The following is a 14,856-nucleotide window of genomic DNA, read 5'->3' on the forward strand; positions in this document are numbered from 1 at the left end:
CCATTTTACGAGAATGCCTGTCAATTCCGATCTCGCGATCCAACCGCCCGCCAATGTCCTGCTCGAACGCACCTTCGCGCTCGCGGACGAAGCCGCCACCATGGCCTTCGGCGAGCGCTTCGCGCAGGCGATCGACAGCGTGCGCGAGGCCGCGCGGCACGCGCCTGGCGCCGACGGCGACAAGGCGTTCTACGGACTGCAAGTCCAACTCGTCGGCGACCTCGGCGCCGGCAAAACCACCCTCGTGCGCGCAACTTTGCGCGGCCTCGGCCACACCGGCCGCGTGCGCAGCCCCACTTACACACTCGTCGAACCCTACGTGCTCGAGCGGCCCGTCGGGGAACTCGCGCTCTATCACTTCGATCTGTATAGATTCACCGATCCGGCCGAATGGGCCGACGCGGGCTTTCGCGAGTACTTCGACAGCGGCGCCGTCTGCCTCGTCGAATGGCCGCAACGCGCGGGGCGTCTCCTGGGCGTGCCGGATCTTGTCTTCTCGCTCGACCTCGACAACGACAATGATGGCGAGAACGAAGGCGACGGCCGTGTCCTCGTCGCACGGGCATACAGCGAATCAGGAAAGGCATGTCTCGAAAGATGTTGATCAAACCGTTCCGCTCGATCGAATCGGCGGCTACCGCAACGCATAACTGGCGGCGCCGCCAGATTCTGCGCGCGGGTGCGTCCACGCTCGTGCTCGGCCTCGTCGCGCCGCGTCTCGCGTGGGCAAGCTCGGTGCTCGGCGTGCGGGTCTGGCCGGCGCGCGACTACACGCGCGTGACGATCGAATCCGATCAGCCGCTGCAGAACGCCCAGCAGTTGCTGCAGGGGCCGGACCGGCTGGTGGTCGACCTGAGCGGCCTCGATCTGGACCAGGCCTTGAAAGACCTCGTCTCGAAGATCACGCCGAACGATCCGCAGATCCAGTCGGTGCGGGTCGGGCAATATCAGCCGCATGTGGTGCGCATGGTGTTCGACCTGAAGGGTTCGGTGAAGCCGCAGGTGTTCACGCTGCCGCCGGTCGGCGCGTACAAGTACCGGCTGGTGTTCGACCTGTATCCCGCGGTCGCGCCTGATCCGTTGATGGATCTGCTCGCGCAGACGGAACACAAGCAGCAGACGTTGAACGAAGAGAACGCCGCGCCGCCGCCCGCCACGCTGAGTGGTCCGGGCACCACGCCGCCCACCGCCGACAACAGCGAGGCGTTCTTCGAGCGTTACGCGCAGAACAGCGGCAGTGGGTCCGCGCCGAGCGTGCCGCGTCCGCCGGTACATGTCGCGCCCACACCCGTTCCGCCGATCCTCGGCAAGCCCGCCACGCCCGCTGCGCCAGTGGCGCCGCCCACGGCCATCGCCCGCAACAAGGGCAACAGCGCCAGCACGCTGGGCGCGGACGATGCCGGCAGCGACGATACCTACGCCTTCACCAATCCCAAGTCCGGCAAGAGCAACACGGTGCGTCTGTTGACCGTCGCGATCGATCCGGGCCACGGCGGCGAAGACCCGGGCGCGATCGGCGGTTCGGGCACGTACGAGAAGCATGTCGCGCTCGACATCGCGAAGAAGCTGCGCGCCAAGATCGACGCGCAACCGAACATGCGCGCCATGATGACCCGCGACGCCGACTTTTTCGTGCCGCTGAACGTGCGCGTGCAAAAGGCGCGGCGCGTCGGCGCGGACCTGTTCGTGTCGATCCATGCCGACGCGTTCACCACCCCCGACGCGAAGGGTTCGTCGGTGTTCGCGCTGTCCGAGCACGGCGCCTCGAGCGCCGCGGCGCGCTGGATGGCGAACAAGGAGAACTCGTCGGATCAGATCGGCGGGATCAACATCAAGTCCGCCGACGCCACCGTGAACCGCGCGCTGTTCGATATGTCGACCACCGCGCAGATTCGCGACTCGATGCGTTACGGCAACTTCGTGCTGAAGGAAATCGGCGGCATCAACAAGCTGCACAAGGGCTCGGTCGAACAGGCCGGGTTCGCGGTGCTGAAGGCGCCGGACATTCCGTCGATCCTCGTGGAGACCGCGTTCATCAGCAACCCGGACGAAGAGCGCCGCCTGAACGACGACGCGTATCGCGAGAAGATGGCCGATGCGATCATGACCGGCATCAAGCGCTATTTCGCGGCGAATCCACCGCTCGCGAAGAATCGCATGACGTGATGCTCGCGTCTGCTTTGATGCAATGAAGAACGGCCGCTCGATGAGCGGCCGTTTTTTCGTCTTCATGCTCGTCCGCGTTTTTGTTCTCACTCAGACGTGCCGGTCGCGCGACGCGCGGGTGACAACCGTTGGACGACCCAGCCGCCGAACACGTTCACGGCCAAGCCTGCCATCACCAGCAAAGCGCCGGCGATCTGCGCCGCGGACAGTTGCTCGTCGAGAAACAGCGACGCCGATGCGAGACCGACAATCGGCACCAGCAGCGAAAACGGCGCGACCTGACTCGCCGGATAGCGCGACAGCAGACGGCTCCACAACCCGTAGCCGATCAGCGTGGCAATGAACGCGAGATAGACAATGGCGAAGATCGACATCGCGCTGATGCCGGAAAGCGCGGCGACGATCCGCTGCGGACCCTCGAACACGTACGACAGCGCGAAAAACGGCAGCGGCGGGATCAGGCTGCCCCACACCACGAGTCCGACGAGGTCGACCTGGCCGACCTTCTTCGTGACGATGTTGCCGAGCGCCCACGAACACGAGGCGCACAAGGTAAGGACAAAGCCGGCCAGCGTCATGGCGTGGCCGCCTTGCATGCCGATCACGGCAAGTCCGCCCGCCGCGATCAGCAAACCCACGACATTCGGCAAACGAAACCGCTCATGCAGGAACATCGCCGCGAAAATCAGCGTGAAAAACGCCTGCGCCTGCAACACCAGCGAGGCGAGTCCAGCCGGCATGCCGACATACATGGCTGAGAACAGAAACGCGAACTGCCCCAGCGAAATGGTCGCGCCGTACGCGATCAGCCAGCGCCACGGCAGGTTGGGCCGTTTGATGAAAAACACCGCCGGCACGGCGGCGAGCATGAAGCGCAGCGCGCCGAGCAGCATCGGCGGCACGCCATGCAGACCCACCTTGATCACGACGAAGTTGACGCCCCACGCAACGACCACGACCAGCGCGAGCAGCAAATCCCTGGGCGACATCCCAGTCTCCAATTGATTGTTCGATCCGGCAGTTTAGCGGAGGCGGCAGCACGCGGTGACGGCCCGCGCTACGGAATCCCGGAGGTTGCCGGAGCGTCGACGTGTCGCCGAGCCGTCGTCATTGCGCCCACCGCAGTAGAATCGTCTATTAAGCCAAAATCCCCACCCACACTCCAGCCGAGCCTGCCCATGTCCTCCTCGATCAAAGCAGTCCTCAAACCGCATCTGCGCGACGTCGGCAGTCTGACCGTGCGGCGCGTGCTGCCGGCCATGGCGGCGCGCCTGATCGGCCCGTTCATCTTCTTCGACCACATGGGCCCGGCCACGCTTGAACCCGGCGTCGGCCTCGACGTGCGGCCGCATCCGCATATCGGCCTCGCCACGGTGACGTATCTGTTCGAAGGCGCGATCATGCATCGCGACAGCCTCGGCTCGGAGCAGAAAATCGTCCCCGGCGACGTCAACTGGATGACGGCCGGGCGCGGCATCGTCCACTCCGAGCGCACCCCGGACGAGGACCGCGCGAGCGGCCAGAGCATGCACGGCATTCAGACGTGGGTCGCGCTGCCGCTCGAAGACGAAGAGATCGAGCCGTCGTTCGCGCATCACGCGGCCGAAACGCTGCCGGTGGTCGAGCGCAACGGCGTCACGCTGCGGGTGATCGCGGGCACGGCGTTCGGCGAAACCTCGCCGGTCGCGACGTTTTCCGGCACGCTGTATGTGGCCGGCGAATTCGCGCCGGGCGGCGCCTTCGCGCTCGAACCGGAACACGAGGAACGCGGCGTCTATCTCGTCGACGGCGATCTGGAGATCGACGGCACGCCGCTCGAAGTCGGCCAGATGGCGGTGCTCGCGCTCGACGAAACGGTGACGCTGGCGAGCACCCACGGCGCGCGCGTCATGCTGCTCGGCGGCGAAAAACTGGACGGCGAGCACTTTATCGAGTGGAATTTCGTCGCCAGCTCGCGCGAGAAAATCGAAGCCGCGAAGCTCGCGTGGACCAATCAGGAAATGGGCAAAGTGCCGGGCGAAACCGAATGGATTCCGCTGCCCCAGCGCAAATAAGCACAGATGAGCGCAAGCGGCTTCGGGCAGCATTGATTCCGCAGTGTTCGGCCCCAAATAGTCAACAGACCGTTTTATCGACGAGGACGCAATGGACACCACTCTGGCCACTTTTGAACAGGACGTCATCGCGGCGTCGACACTGGCCCCCGTGCTGGTCGATTTCTGGGCGCCCTGGTGCGGCCCCTGCAAGACCCTCGGCCCGATGCTGGAAAAGCTCGAAGCCGAAGCTGCCGGCAAGTGGAAGCTCGTGAAGGTGAACGTGGACGAGAACCAGGAACTGGCCGCGCACTTCCAGGTGCGCAGCATTCCGCACGTCATGGCCTTTGCCGACGGACGGCCGGTCGATCAGTTCGTCGGCGTGCTGCCTGAAGGCCAGTTGCGCGAGTTTCTCGAGCGGCTGGTGCCGCAAGGCGCGGACGCCGCGCGTCTCGAAGCGCACACCGCGCTGGACGAAGGCCGTCGCGAAGATGCGTACGACGCGCTGCAAGCCGCCCTCGCCTACGACCCGGGTTTCGACGAAGCGCGTATGGACCGCATTGAAATGCTGCTCGAAGACAATCGTATCGACGAAGCGCGCAACGAAGTCGATCTGCTGTCGCCGAAAACGACGCAAGGCATCGACGCGCGATTCAACGCGATCAAGACTCGCCTCGACGCGGTGGACGCCGCAGCCGACTTGCCGCCAACGGACGCACTGGAGGCAAAGGTCGCCGCCGACCCCGCCGATCTCGAAGCGCGTTTCGATCTGGCTAGCGCGTTCATCGCCCGCCGCAAATACGCGGAAGCGCTCGAACATCTGCTCGCGATCGTGCAACGCGACCGCACGTTCCGCGACGATATCGGCCGCAAGACGATGCTGTCGGTGTTCGATCTGGCTGCGCATCAGCCGGAGCTGGTATCGCAATGGCGGCGCAAGCTGAGCGCTTCGTTGTTCTGATCTGATTGGCTCAATCGATATTCAGGCGCGGCGTCCCGGCAGCGCCTGAATGCGCCGCGGCATCTACCGTGGCGGTGAATCACTTCAAACCGTCGCCTGCTTCGCCAACGCCCGCAACACATGCGCGGCCGCGGCAAAACCGAAGCTCGCCGTCACGCATACGCTCGAACCAAATCCCGCACAGTTCAAACCGACCGGCCCCGTGTGGCCCGGCGACGTGGTGACGTGCTCGGCTTCCTCGTCGATATCGCAGACAGCGGCTTCCGGGTAGATCAACGGTTCGTCGGAATACACCGCGCTCACCTTGAACTTCGCCTTCGGGCCACGCGGAAACCCGTGCTGTTTGCGCAGTTGGCCGCGCACTTTCGACAGCAACGGGTCCTGGATCGTCAGCGCGAGATCGTCGATGCGAATGCGCGTCGGGTCCAACTGGCCACCCGCGCCGCCGACTGTGATCAACGGCTGTTTCTTCTCCACGCACCATGCGATCAACGCGGTCTTGGTGCGCACGCTGTCGATCGCATCGATCACGTAATCGAAGCCGCCGCCGAGCGTCGCGTCGAAGTTGTCCGGCTCGACGAAGTCCTCGATCAAGCGCACGTCGCAAAACGGATTGATCGCCGCGATGCGTTCGGCCATGGCTTCGACCTTCGGTTTTCCGTAGTTGCCGTCGAGCGCGTGGATCTGCCGGTTCGTGTTGCTCTCGGCGACGTTGTCGAGATCGATCAGCGTCAACTTGCCGACCGCGCTGCGCGCCAGCGCCTCCGCCACCCACGACCCCACTCCGCCGATGCCGATCACCGCGACGTGCGCGCCTTCGAACGCGGCGAGCGCCGGCGCGCCGTACAGACGCGCGATGCCGCCGAAGCGCCGCGCGCGGTCGGCGGTTTCTTTCCCGTCGAGGCTGGTAGTAAGATCGGATTGCGCGGTGGTGCTGGACATGATGGCAGGGCTCGTTGGTCGGGCTAAAACACGAAGTGGCGACGCAAAGGCGTACGTAACCTCGTATTCTGCCTGAACGCGTCGAGTTGCATCGCCGCGAACAGCCCCACGCCGAAGGGCCACGCGCGGGCCGGCATGCATGCAAGCACCGCGCGAGACCTTGACATGGCTGCGGGCAAAAAATCAGCGCCTTAGCTATACTGATTGAACTGTAGCGTTCGCATAAGAACATGACCTCACTCGCCGAACTTCGAAAAAACTATTCGCTGGGTTCTTTGGACGTTGCCGATATCAACCGCAACCCGTTTCGTCAGTTCGATACGTGGTTTCAACAAGCGGTCGACGCCAAACTGCCCGAGCCGAATACCATGACGCTGGCCACGGTCGACTCGCGTGGCCGGCCGTCGGCGCGCATCGTGCTGATCAAGGGCGTCGACGAGCGTGGCTTCGTGTTCTTCACCAATTACGAAAGCCGTAAAGGACGCGAACTGGCCGCCAATCCCTACGCCAGCCTGCTGTTCTACTGGATCGAACTGGAACGCCAGGTGCGCGTGGAAGGCCGCATCGTCAAAACCAGCGCGGAAGAAAGCGACGCGTATTTCGCGTCGCGCCCGCTCGATTCACGCATCGGTGCGTGGGCTTCGAATCAGAGTCAGCTAATTGAAAGCCGTTCGCAGCTCGAAACACGCGAACGCGAAATCAGACTGCAATACGGCGACCAGCCACCGCGTCCGCCGCACTGGGGCGGTTATCGTTTGGTGCCCGAAGCAATCGAATTCTGGCAGGGCCGGCCGTCGCGATTGCACGACCGTTTGCTCTACACGCGTTCAGGCGAACACAGCGATTGGCAAATCTCCCGCCTATCGCCTTGAATCGGAATACAACGCCGCCACCGCGTTGCCAACGCAGCAGCGCGCGGCGGCCGGATGGCATCTCGCGGCATGGGAGTCGCGCCGCATTGAGTTGCGATCCACACAGGCTTTGCTTTAATTCAACGGACACGGAGAGATCACATGTTCTGGGAGAAGAAGCTGGCGCAGTGGGTGGAAGATGTAAAAACCAGGGCTAACGTTCCTGCACGCCTCGTGCTGTGGGACGGTCAGCAACATGACTTCGGGCAGTTCGCCGCGCCTCAGGTCACGCTACATGTCAAAAGCGCCACGGCGCTGCCCTATCTGCTCGAACCGAGCCTCGACAATCTCGGCGAGGCGTACGTGAAGGGCAAGATCGACATCGAGGGCAAGCTGTCGGACATCATCAATATCGGCTACCAGCTGGCGCGCAATACCGTCACGAGCGCGGGCAAGCTGGCGCGCGTGCGGCGTTACTTCAATCATTCGAAAGCGTCGGACAAGAAGGCGATCCAGTATCACTACGACGTCTCGAACGAGTTCTACAAACTGTGGCTCGACGAGAACATGGTGTACTCGTGCGCGTACTTCGAGAACGGCAACGAAGATCTCGCCACCGCGCAGATCAAGAAGATCGACCACATCCTCACCAAGATCCAGTTGCAGCCGGGGCAGCGCCTGCTCGATATCGGCTGCGGCTGGGGCGCGCTCGTCCTGCGCGCGGCGCAGAAATTCGGCGCGAAGTGCGTGGGCGTGACGCTCTCGCAGAACCAGTTCGACCTCGCCACCGCGCGCGTCAAAGCGGCGGGGCTGGAAGGCCAGATCGAGATTCGTCTGCAGGATTACCGCGACGTCGAAGGGCAATTCGATCGCATCACTAGTGTCGGCATGTTCGAGCACGTGGGCCGCAAGAATCTGCCGGGCTACTTCGAGAAGATCCGCGACCTGCTGGTCGACGACGGCATCGCCATGAATCACGGCATTACGTCGAGCGATGCGGACAGCGGCGAGACCGCGCTCGGCGGCGGCGAATTCATCGACCGCTATGTGTTTCCGGACGGCGAGCTGCCGCATATCAGCCTTGCGCTCGAATCGATGCAGCGCGGCGGGCTCGAAGCGGTTGACGTCGAAAGCCTGCGCCGTCACTATGCGCACACGCTGGACATTTGGGCGGAGAATTTCGAAGCGCATGCGGAGGAAGCCCGCAAGCTCGTCGACGACGAAAAATTCCGCATCTGGCGCGTGTACCTCGCCGGTTGCGCCTACGCGTTCGAAAACGACGACGTGTCGATCTACCAGGTGGTGTGCCGCAAAGCCGGCCGCAGCGCGAAAACCTTGCCGTGGTCGCGCCGCTTCATGTACGACAAACCGCTGTGATACGGTTGCGCCGCGGCGCCGTGCATAAGCGGGCGACGCGGTGCAACCTTTGAACAGCAGGTCGAACACCGATGGACCAGAGCGGGACAAGCGAAGTTGATCAGCCGGTAGAAGGCGAGTCTGGCGCCGATGGCGAAGCCGTGCAGTTCGATCTGTTCGGGATGCCGGTGGAAGCCTCGGCGAAGGGCGATGGCGGTGTGAAGTTACCGCGTGGGACGGCTGGGGCAGATGCTGACACTGGTCACCAGCCAATGGAGCGGGTAACCTCGCCCGCTGATACAGCCGCCGCATCCGCAGCCGCGACGCAGCCCGAGCGCCGGCGTCAGCCGCGCGCGAAGAACGCCGCAAGCGCCGGCTCCCTGTGGCAGGAAGACGAAGCGGCAGCGCCGGAAGATGCCGTCACCCCGCCCAAAGCCAACACCACGCCCGCCCCCTCCGACGCCCCCAAAAAACGCCGCACCCGCGAAATCCTCGCGGCCCCGCCCTCGCCGGAACTGCTCGCGCTCGCGGCGCAACTGCCGCCGCAGATCCACCTCGGCACCTCGACGTGGTCGTTTCCAGGCTGGAACGGCATCGTCTACGGCGACGAGTACAGCAACAGCAAACTGTCGCGCGAGGGTCTCACGGCCTACGGCGCGCATCCGCTACTGAAGACGGTCAGCATCGACCGGTCGTTTTATCAGGCGCTCACAGTCACTGAGTATTTGCGCTACGCGCAGCAAGTGCCCGAGCACTTCCGCTTCATCGTCAAAGCGCCGATGACGATCACTGACGCCACCGTGCGCGCTGAACGCGGCGAGCCGGTCTCGATGAATCCGTGTTTTCTGAACGCGCAAATGGCGATCGACGATTTCGTCACGCCGTGTCTCGAAGGACTCGGCGCCAAGGCTGGCGCGCTGGTGTTCCAGCTTTCGCCGCTGCCGGATCAGATGCTTGCGCAGCCGGCGGTATTCATCGAACGGCTGGCTGAATTTTTGATGGCCTTGCCGAAGCTGCCGGACAGCGCCTGCTACGCGATTGAAATCCGTGACGGAAGCCTGCTCACGCCGCGCTTCATCCGCACGCTCAAAATGGCGGGCGTGCGTTATTGCGTCGGGATTCATGCGCGTATGCCCGATCCGCTGCGTCAGGCCGCGGCGCTCGCGTTGCTGGACGGCGAACCGGCTGGGCCGCTGATCGTGCGCTGGAGCCTGCACGGCGGCTTCAAATACGAACGGGCGAAGGCCAAGTACGAACCGTTCAACCAGTTGGTCGACCACGACCCGGCGACCCGCGCGTCACTCGCCGAACTGGCCGCGCGCTACGCGCTGGCCGGCCAGCCGGTGGTGATCGCGATCAACAATAAAGCGGAAGGATCAGCGCCGCTCAGCTGCGTGGAGCTGGCGCGGGCGATTATCGAGGCGTATGCGCGGCTCGCTCATGAGCATGAGCACGACAGTGAACCTCCGCCATCCGACGAGAACGAGCAGCGGCCTGACTCCGCCGTTTGAGCAACGCGCCAAGCAGCCGCTCGTCCCATTAGCTCGCCTTGATCCGGTGAGCAAACTTCTGACGAAACTTCGCCACCTTCGGCGCCACCACGAACGAGCAGTACCCCTGATTCGGGTGCTGCGCAAAATAGTTCTGGTGATAAGCCTCGGCCGGCCAGTAATTGCCGTCGAGCGGCAGCACTTGCGTAACGATCTGAGCATCGTAAATGCGCTGTTCGCCGATCTCGCGAATCGCCTGCAACGCCGCTTCCCGCTGCGCATCCGAATGGGTGAAGACCACCGAGCGGTATTGCGTGCCGACGTCGTTGCCCTGCCGGTTCAACTGCGTCGGATCGTGGATCGCGAAGAAGATATCGAGAATCTCGCGATAGCTGATCTTCGCCGGATCGAAGTCGACCTTCACGACTTCGGCGTGGCCCGTCACGCCGTCGCACACCTGCTCGTAGGTCGGGCGCTGGGTCTGGCCGCCCGCATAGCCCGACTCCACCGCGCTCACGCCGTCGACGCCCAGGTACACCGCTTCGAGGCACCAGAAACACCCGCCACCGAGGGTGGCGACTTCGCCTGTCTGACTCATGCTGCTCGCTCCTTGAAACTCATAGTCGGCCGATGCCGGTCCACGGTTCGCCGCAACGCTCATGCCACCATCCGAGCTTTCCAGCTTAGCGGCTTTTTCATGCGCCGGCTGGGGTCGCGGCCAATCCGCCGCGATTGCAGTTAAAATTGGGACAAATCGACGATTTTCACTATGACTTTCGAATCATTTGTTTCCAGCCGTGCGCGCGATGGGTTCAGTCCGGGATTCACCCGGTTTGCGCCAGGGGCTTGCGCCCGATGAAGCGCGCCAGCCCGCCTAATTTCGACCAGAACGCCTTCAAGCAGGCGCTCAGCCAATTTGCCACCGGCGTCACCGTCATTACAACGCGCGCGTCGTCCGGCCAGTTGATCGGCATCACGGCCAGCTCATTTAATTCGGTTTCGCTCAACCCGCCGTTGGTGTTGTGGAGTCTGGCCACGCGCTCGGCATCGATGCCGGTGTTCCGCGCCAACAGTCACTACGTGGTCAATGTGCTGGCCGCGTCGCAGCTCGAACTGTGCAAGCGCTTTGCGACCGTGAAGGGCGATCGCTTCGAAGGCGTGTCGCACGCGGAAGGCGACACCGGCATGCCGGTGCTCGACGGCGCGCTCGCCTGGTTCGAGTGCCATAACCGCAGCCGTTACGAAGAGGGCGACCACGTGATTTTCGTCGGTGAAGTGGAGCGCTGCGGCGTGCACGAAAATGCTGCGGAGACTTCGCCGCTGGTTTTTCAGAACGGTCGGTTTCACGGACTCAAACCGCTTTGAACGCGGTGCCGCGGTTGGATTCGGCGCGGGCGGTTCAAGTGGTTTGGGAATGACGGGCGGCGCGAGGACTTCGCCGTCTCAAACAAATGCCCGCGCCGTTCTGCCGGCGCGGCCGTCCTCTCGGTCAGCGATCGTTATGCGCGGCGCTATGCCCACCGGTTTTCTTCACTAACGAAACCGGCACGCCCGAATCTTCCTTGAGCGTCTGCAGCACGATATTCGAACGAATATCCATCACACCCGGCGCCTTGTAGAGACGCTGCAGCACGAAATCCGAATAATGTTTGAGGTTGTGCGCGAGGACTCGCAGCAGATAGTGCGTTTCGCCGGTCACGACAAACGCGCCGACCACTTCCGGCCAGTCGCGCACCGCTTCCGCGAAGCGTTCGTGCCAATTCTCCTGGTCGTTGCGCATGGATACCTGCACGAACGCTTCCAGTTCGAAACCCAGCACTTCGCGGTTAAGACACGCGCGGTAATGTTCGATGACGCCCTGCTCCTCAAGCAGGCGCAGGCGTCGTAGACAGGCTGACGGCGAGAGCGAAATGCGCTCCGCGAGGTCGAGATTGCTGATCCGTCCTTCTTGCTGAAGCACCGTCAAGATACGGCAATCGGTGGCGTCGAGCGAGATCGCGTTCATATTCGGTCTCCCTTTCCCGTTTGTCTCAAATTATGTTCCAAGACACGGCTCAGAAGGAGATTTTTTCGCAATCACATTTCGCGGCAAGCCACCTATCATTCCCGGATAGACAATAAACTGCCGATGCGACTATGCCAACACTTTGGGACATCACCCCCGCCGTCGATACCGCCACGCCCGTCTGGCCGGGCGACACGCCGGTGGGCATCGAGCGCGTGTGGCGCATGGAGGCGGGCTCGCCCGTCAACGTCGCGCGGCTGACGCTGTCGCCGCACACCGGTGCGCACACCGACGCCCCGCTGCACTACGACGCCGAAGGCGCCGCCATCGGCGAAGTGCCGCTCGATGCGTACCTCGGCCGATGCCGTGTGATTCATTGCATCGGCGCATCGCCTGTTGTGACGCCACAACACCTCGTCGGCTCGCTCGACGACTTGCCGCCGCGAGTCTTACTGCGCACTTACAGAAACGCGCCGACCACCGCATGGGACAGCGCGTTCTGCGCGGTCGCGCCGGACACCATCGACCTGCTGGCCGCGCGCGGTGTGAAGCTGATCGGCGTCGACACGCCGTCGCTCGATCCGCAGGAGTCGAAGACGATGGATGCTCACCACCGGATTCGCGCGCATCGCATGGCGATTCTCGAAGGCATCGTGCTCGACGACGTCGCGCCCGGCGACTACGAACTGATCGCGCTGCCGCTCAAGCTGACCACACTCGATGCAAGCCCGGTGCGCGCGATCCTGCGCGCGCTGCCCGAGTCTCAATGAACATCTCTGATCTGACTGACGGAATCACCATGAACCACCGTGACGAAGCACTGGCGCTCGACAGCGCCGACCCCCTCGCGACGTTGCGCGACCAGTTCGCGCTGTCGTCGACCACCATTTATCTCGACGGCAATTCCCTGGGCGTGCCGCCCGCGGCCGCCGCGCAGCGCGCACAGACCGTGATCGGCGCCGAATGGGGCGAAGGCCTGATCCGCAGCTGGAACACCGCCGGCTGGTTCGAGCTGCCGCGCCGCCTCGGCAACAAGCTCGCGCCGCTGATCGGCGCGGCGGAAAACGAAGTGGTCGTCACCGATACGATTTCGATCAATCTGTTCAAGCTGCTGTCGGCGGCTGTGCGGGTCGCGAATGCGCGCGATCCGAAACGTCGCGTGATCGTTTCCGAGCGCTCGAATTTCCCGACGGACCTGTACATCGCGCAGGGATTGATCGAGCAACTCGACCGCGGCTATGAACTGCGCCTCGTCGACGATCCTTCCGAACTGCCTGCCGCGATCGGCGACGACACCGCCATCGTGATGATCACGCACGTCAACTACCGCACCGGCTACATGCACGACATGGCCGCGCTCACGAAGCTGATCCACGACAAAGGCGCGCTCGCGCTGTGGGATCTCGCGCATTCGGCGGGCGCGGTGCCGGTCGATCTGAACGGCGTCGGCGCGGACTATGCGGTTGGCTGCACGTACAAGTATCTGAATGGCGGCCCGGGTTCGCCCGCGTTCGTGTGGGTGCCCAAGGGCCATCAAAATGACTTCGCGCAACCGCTGTCCGGCTGGTGGGGACATCGCGCGCCGTTCAAGATGGATCCGACGTATCAGCCGGATGACGGCATCGGACGCTTTCTGTGCGGCACGCAGCCGATGGTGTCGATGTCGCTCGTCGAGTGCGGACTCGATGTGTTTTTGCAAACCGATATGCAGGCGGTTCGCGAGAAGTCGCTAGCGTTGACCGATCTGTTCATCGAACTGGTCGAAGCGCGTTGCAGCGAATTTCCGTTGAAGCTCGTTACGCCGCGTGAGCATGCGCAGCGTGGGTCGCATGCGAGTTTTGAACATCCGCATGGATACGAGGTGATGCAAGCGCTGATCGCGCGTGGGGTGATCGGCGATTATCGTGAGCCGCATGTGTTGCGGTTTGGATTGACGCCGCTGTATACGCGCTTTGTCGATGTGTGGGATGCGGTGGAAACGTTGCGCGAGGTGCTCGTGAAGGAGACCTGGCGGGCACCCGAATTCGCCGCGCGCGGCGCAGTGACCTGAGGAGCGCGCGATGACCGATCACATGCAAACGCCGGGCCTGCCGGAAGAGAAACCGGCGCAGGGATGTCCGTTTGGGCATGGGAGTGTTGCGGCTCAAGCGGCCTCCCCTGCCGCTGATTCCGGCGATGGCTGGCATAACGCTCAGCTCGATTTTTCGGAGTCGATGAGTTACGGCGATTATCTGTCGCTGGGGACGGTGCTGGATGCGCAGCATCCGTTGTCGCCGGATCACAACGAGATGCTGTTCATTATTCAGCATCAGACGAGCGAGTTGTGGATGAAGCTTGCGCTGTATGAGTTGCGCGCGGCGTTGCAGGCTGTGCATCGTGATGAATTGCCGCCGGCGTTCAAGATGCTTGCGCGTGTGTCGCGGATTATGGAGCAGCTCGTACAGGCCTGGAGCGTTCTCGCGACGATGACGCCGTCTGAGTACACGGCGATGCGGCCTTATCTGGGGAGTTCTTCCGGGTTTCAGTCGTATCAGTATCGGCAGATTGAGTTTTTGCTTGGGAATAAGAATGAGCAGATGCTGAAGCCGCATGCGCATCGGGCTGATGTACTTGCTGAGGTTAAGGCTTCGTTGGAAGCGCCTTCTTTTTATGATGAAGTTGTGCGGTTGCTCGCTCGGCGGGGGTTTGCGATTTCACCTTCTCGGTTGGAGCGGGATTGGAGTCAGCCTACTGTGCATGATGCTTCCGTTGAAGCGGCCTGGTTGGAGGTTTATCGGAATCCTTCTCAACATTGGGAGCTCTATGAGATGGCTGAGGAGCTTGTCGATCTCGAGGATGCTTTTCGGCAGTGGCGGTTCAGGCATGTCACTACCGTTGAGAGGATTATTGGGTTTAAGCAAGGGACTGGTGGCACCAGTGGGGCAACTTATCTTCGGAAGATGTTGGATGTGGTTTTGTTTCCGGAGCTTTGGCATGTGCGGACTATGCTGTAGATAGATTTTTTGCCTGCGCGGCGCTTTCTTTTTCTGTGCTCTTGGGGTGTTGGCCTTTT

The 14,856-nt window shown here is 62.9% G+C and carries 15 protein-coding genes; 11 read left to right on the forward strand and 4 right to left on the reverse strand.

The genetic code is table 11. The features are described 5' to 3' along the window. Nucleotides 1–13 precede the first annotated feature (13 nt). On the forward strand, nt 14–604 hold the full coding sequence (gene tsaE, locus P0D96_RS27100; protein WP_408316410.1) for a tRNA (adenosine(37)-N6)-threonylcarbamoyltransferase complex ATPase subunit type 1 TsaE: 591 nt from the start codon (nt 14–16) through the stop codon (nt 602–604). Continuing rightward, complete coding sequence (locus P0D96_RS27105) at nt 586–2,166, forward strand: N-acetylmuramoyl-L-alanine amidase (protein ID WP_132373341.1); 1,581 nt, start codon at nt 586–588, stop codon at nt 2,164–2,166. Before tsaE ends, P0D96_RS27105 begins: the two co-directional genes overlap by 19 nt. Nucleotides 2,167–2,252: 86 nt before the next feature. Here P0D96_RS27105 and P0D96_RS27110 read toward each other — a convergent pair whose 3' ends face one another. Beyond that, nucleotides 2,253–3,155, reverse strand: a complete 903-nt coding sequence (locus tag P0D96_RS27110; protein ID WP_408316412.1) for an EamA family transporter — start codon at nt 3,153–3,155, stop codon at nt 2,253–2,255. 189 nt (nt 3,156–3,344) lie between these two features. On the opposite strand from P0D96_RS27110, the gene P0D96_RS27115 reads away from it, so the two are divergent. Further along, nucleotides 3,345–4,220 carry a pirin family protein gene (locus tag P0D96_RS27115; protein WP_408179832.1) on the forward strand — a complete coding sequence of 292 codons (876 nt, stop codon included), beginning with the start codon at nt 3,345–3,347 and terminating at the stop codon, nt 4,218–4,220. 91 nt (nt 4,221–4,311) lie between these two features. After that, nucleotides 4,312–5,160, forward strand: a complete 849-nt coding sequence (trxA, locus tag P0D96_RS27120) for a thioredoxin (protein ID WP_132373338.1) — start codon at nt 4,312–4,314, stop codon at nt 5,158–5,160. 84 nt (nt 5,161–5,244) lie between these two features. Here the strand turns inward: trxA and tcdA are convergent, their stop codons facing one another. Beyond that, a complete protein-coding gene (gene tcdA / locus P0D96_RS27125) occupies nt 5,245–6,102 on the reverse strand; it encodes a tRNA cyclic N6-threonylcarbamoyladenosine(37) synthase TcdA (protein ID WP_408316414.1) in 858 nt (285 codons plus the stop codon). Between the two features lie 230 nt (nt 6,103–6,332). On the opposite strand from tcdA, the gene pdxH reads away from it, so the two are divergent. The 3 genes from pdxH (at nt 6,333) to P0D96_RS27140 (ending at nt 9,820) form a co-directional block, all read left to right on the forward strand. Further along, a complete protein-coding gene (gene pdxH / locus P0D96_RS27130) occupies nt 6,333–6,974 on the forward strand; it encodes a pyridoxamine 5'-phosphate oxidase (RefSeq protein ID WP_132373336.1) in 642 nt (213 codons plus the stop codon). Between the two features lie 141 nt (nt 6,975–7,115). Continuing rightward, nucleotides 7,116–8,330 (forward strand): class I SAM-dependent methyltransferase, encoded by a 1,215-nt coding sequence (locus P0D96_RS27135; RefSeq protein ID WP_132373335.1) that lies wholly within the window; start codon nt 7,116–7,118, stop codon nt 8,328–8,330. Between the two features lie 71 nt (nt 8,331–8,401). Next, nucleotides 8,402–9,820 carry a DUF72 domain-containing protein gene (locus P0D96_RS27140; protein WP_408316417.1) on the forward strand — a complete coding sequence of 473 codons (1,419 nt, stop codon included), beginning with the start codon at nt 8,402–8,404 and terminating at the stop codon, nt 9,818–9,820. 28 nt (nt 9,821–9,848) lie between these two features. Here P0D96_RS27140 and msrA read toward each other — a convergent pair whose 3' ends face one another. After that, nucleotides 9,849–10,397 carry a peptide-methionine (S)-S-oxide reductase MsrA gene (gene msrA / locus P0D96_RS27145; RefSeq protein WP_408179836.1) on the reverse strand — a complete coding sequence of 183 codons (549 nt, stop codon included), beginning with the start codon at nt 10,395–10,397 and terminating at the stop codon, nt 9,849–9,851. Between the two features lie 257 nt (nt 10,398–10,654). Between msrA and P0D96_RS27150 the strand changes: the two genes are divergently transcribed. Next, nucleotides 10,655–11,164 carry a flavin reductase family protein gene (locus P0D96_RS27150; RefSeq protein WP_132373332.1) on the forward strand — a complete coding sequence of 170 codons (510 nt, stop codon included), beginning with the start codon at nt 10,655–10,657 and terminating at the stop codon, nt 11,162–11,164. Between the two features lie 124 nt (nt 11,165–11,288). Here the strand turns inward: P0D96_RS27150 and P0D96_RS27155 are convergent, their stop codons facing one another. After that, complete coding sequence (locus P0D96_RS27155; protein ID WP_012434188.1) at nt 11,289–11,804, reverse strand: Lrp/AsnC family transcriptional regulator; 516 nt, start codon at nt 11,802–11,804, stop codon at nt 11,289–11,291. A 131-nt stretch (nt 11,805–11,935) separates the two neighbouring features. Here P0D96_RS27155 and kynB point away from each other — a divergent pair, with 131 nt between their 5' ends. The 3 genes from kynB to kynA are packed head-to-tail and all read left to right on the forward strand — an operon-like array spanning nt 11,936 to nt 14,797. Beyond that, nucleotides 11,936–12,574, forward strand: coding sequence for an arylformamidase (kynB, locus tag P0D96_RS27160; RefSeq protein ID WP_408286747.1), 639 nt, complete (start codon nt 11,936–11,938; stop codon nt 12,572–12,574). A gap of 29 nt (nt 12,575–12,603) precedes the next feature. Then, nucleotides 12,604–13,854, forward strand: coding sequence for a kynureninase (gene kynU, locus P0D96_RS27165; protein ID WP_408316419.1), 1,251 nt, complete (start codon nt 12,604–12,606; stop codon nt 13,852–13,854). Nucleotides 13,855–13,864: 10 nt separating this feature from the next. Beyond that, the gene (kynA, locus tag P0D96_RS27170) at nt 13,865–14,797 is read left to right on the forward strand and encodes a tryptophan 2,3-dioxygenase (protein WP_408286744.1); all 933 of its coding nucleotides are present in this window, start codon (nt 13,865–13,867) and stop codon (nt 14,795–14,797) included. The last annotated feature ends 59 nt before the right edge of the window (nt 14,798–14,856 follow it).

Origin of the sequence: Paraburkholderia sp. RL17-347-BIC-D (genome assembly GCF_046027915.1) — a bacterium.
Classification (GTDB): Bacteria; Pseudomonadota; Gammaproteobacteria; order Burkholderiales; family Burkholderiaceae; genus Paraburkholderia.

What these genes read in the sequence shown, in the direction of transcription:
- P0D96_RS27140 (WP_408316417.1), top strand. Translation starts at nt 8,402, where the DNA reads ATGGACCAGAGCGGGACAAGCGAAGTTGATCAGCCGGTAGAAGGCGAG.
- tsaE (WP_408316410.1), top strand. Translation starts at nt 14, where the DNA reads ATGCCTGTCAATTCCGATCTCGCGATCCAACCGCCCGCCAATGTCCTG.
- kynU (WP_408316419.1), top strand. Translation starts at nt 12,604, where the DNA reads ATGAACCACCGTGACGAAGCACTGGCGCTCGACAGCGCCGACCCCCTC.
- P0D96_RS27135 (WP_132373335.1), top strand. Translation starts at nt 7,116, where the DNA reads ATGTTCTGGGAGAAGAAGCTGGCGCAGTGGGTGGAAGATGTAAAAACC.
- P0D96_RS27110 (WP_408316412.1), bottom strand. Translation starts at nt 3,155, where the DNA reads ATGTCGCCCAGGGATTTGCTGCTCGCGCTGGTCGTGGTCGTTGCGTGG.
- P0D96_RS27155 (WP_012434188.1), bottom strand. Translation starts at nt 11,804, where the DNA reads ATGAACGCGATCTCGCTCGACGCCACCGATTGCCGTATCTTGACGGTG.
- P0D96_RS27105 (WP_132373341.1), top strand. Translation starts at nt 586, where the DNA reads ATGTCTCGAAAGATGTTGATCAAACCGTTCCGCTCGATCGAATCGGCG.
- P0D96_RS27150 (WP_132373332.1), top strand. Translation starts at nt 10,655, where the DNA reads ATGAAGCGCGCCAGCCCGCCTAATTTCGACCAGAACGCCTTCAAGCAG.
- pdxH (WP_132373336.1), top strand. Translation starts at nt 6,333, where the DNA reads ATGACCTCACTCGCCGAACTTCGAAAAAACTATTCGCTGGGTTCTTTG.
- kynA (WP_408286744.1), top strand. Translation starts at nt 13,865, where the DNA reads ATGACCGATCACATGCAAACGCCGGGCCTGCCGGAAGAGAAACCGGCG.
- kynB (WP_408286747.1), top strand. Translation starts at nt 11,936, where the DNA reads ATGCCAACACTTTGGGACATCACCCCCGCCGTCGATACCGCCACGCCC.
- trxA (WP_132373338.1), top strand. Translation starts at nt 4,312, where the DNA reads ATGGACACCACTCTGGCCACTTTTGAACAGGACGTCATCGCGGCGTCG.
- P0D96_RS27115 (WP_408179832.1), top strand. Translation starts at nt 3,345, where the DNA reads ATGTCCTCCTCGATCAAAGCAGTCCTCAAACCGCATCTGCGCGACGTC.
- msrA (WP_408179836.1), bottom strand. Translation starts at nt 10,397, where the DNA reads ATGAGTCAGACAGGCGAAGTCGCCACCCTCGGTGGCGGGTGTTTCTGG.
- tcdA (WP_408316414.1), bottom strand. Translation starts at nt 6,102, where the DNA reads ATGTCCAGCACCACCGCGCAATCCGATCTTACTACCAGCCTCGACGGG.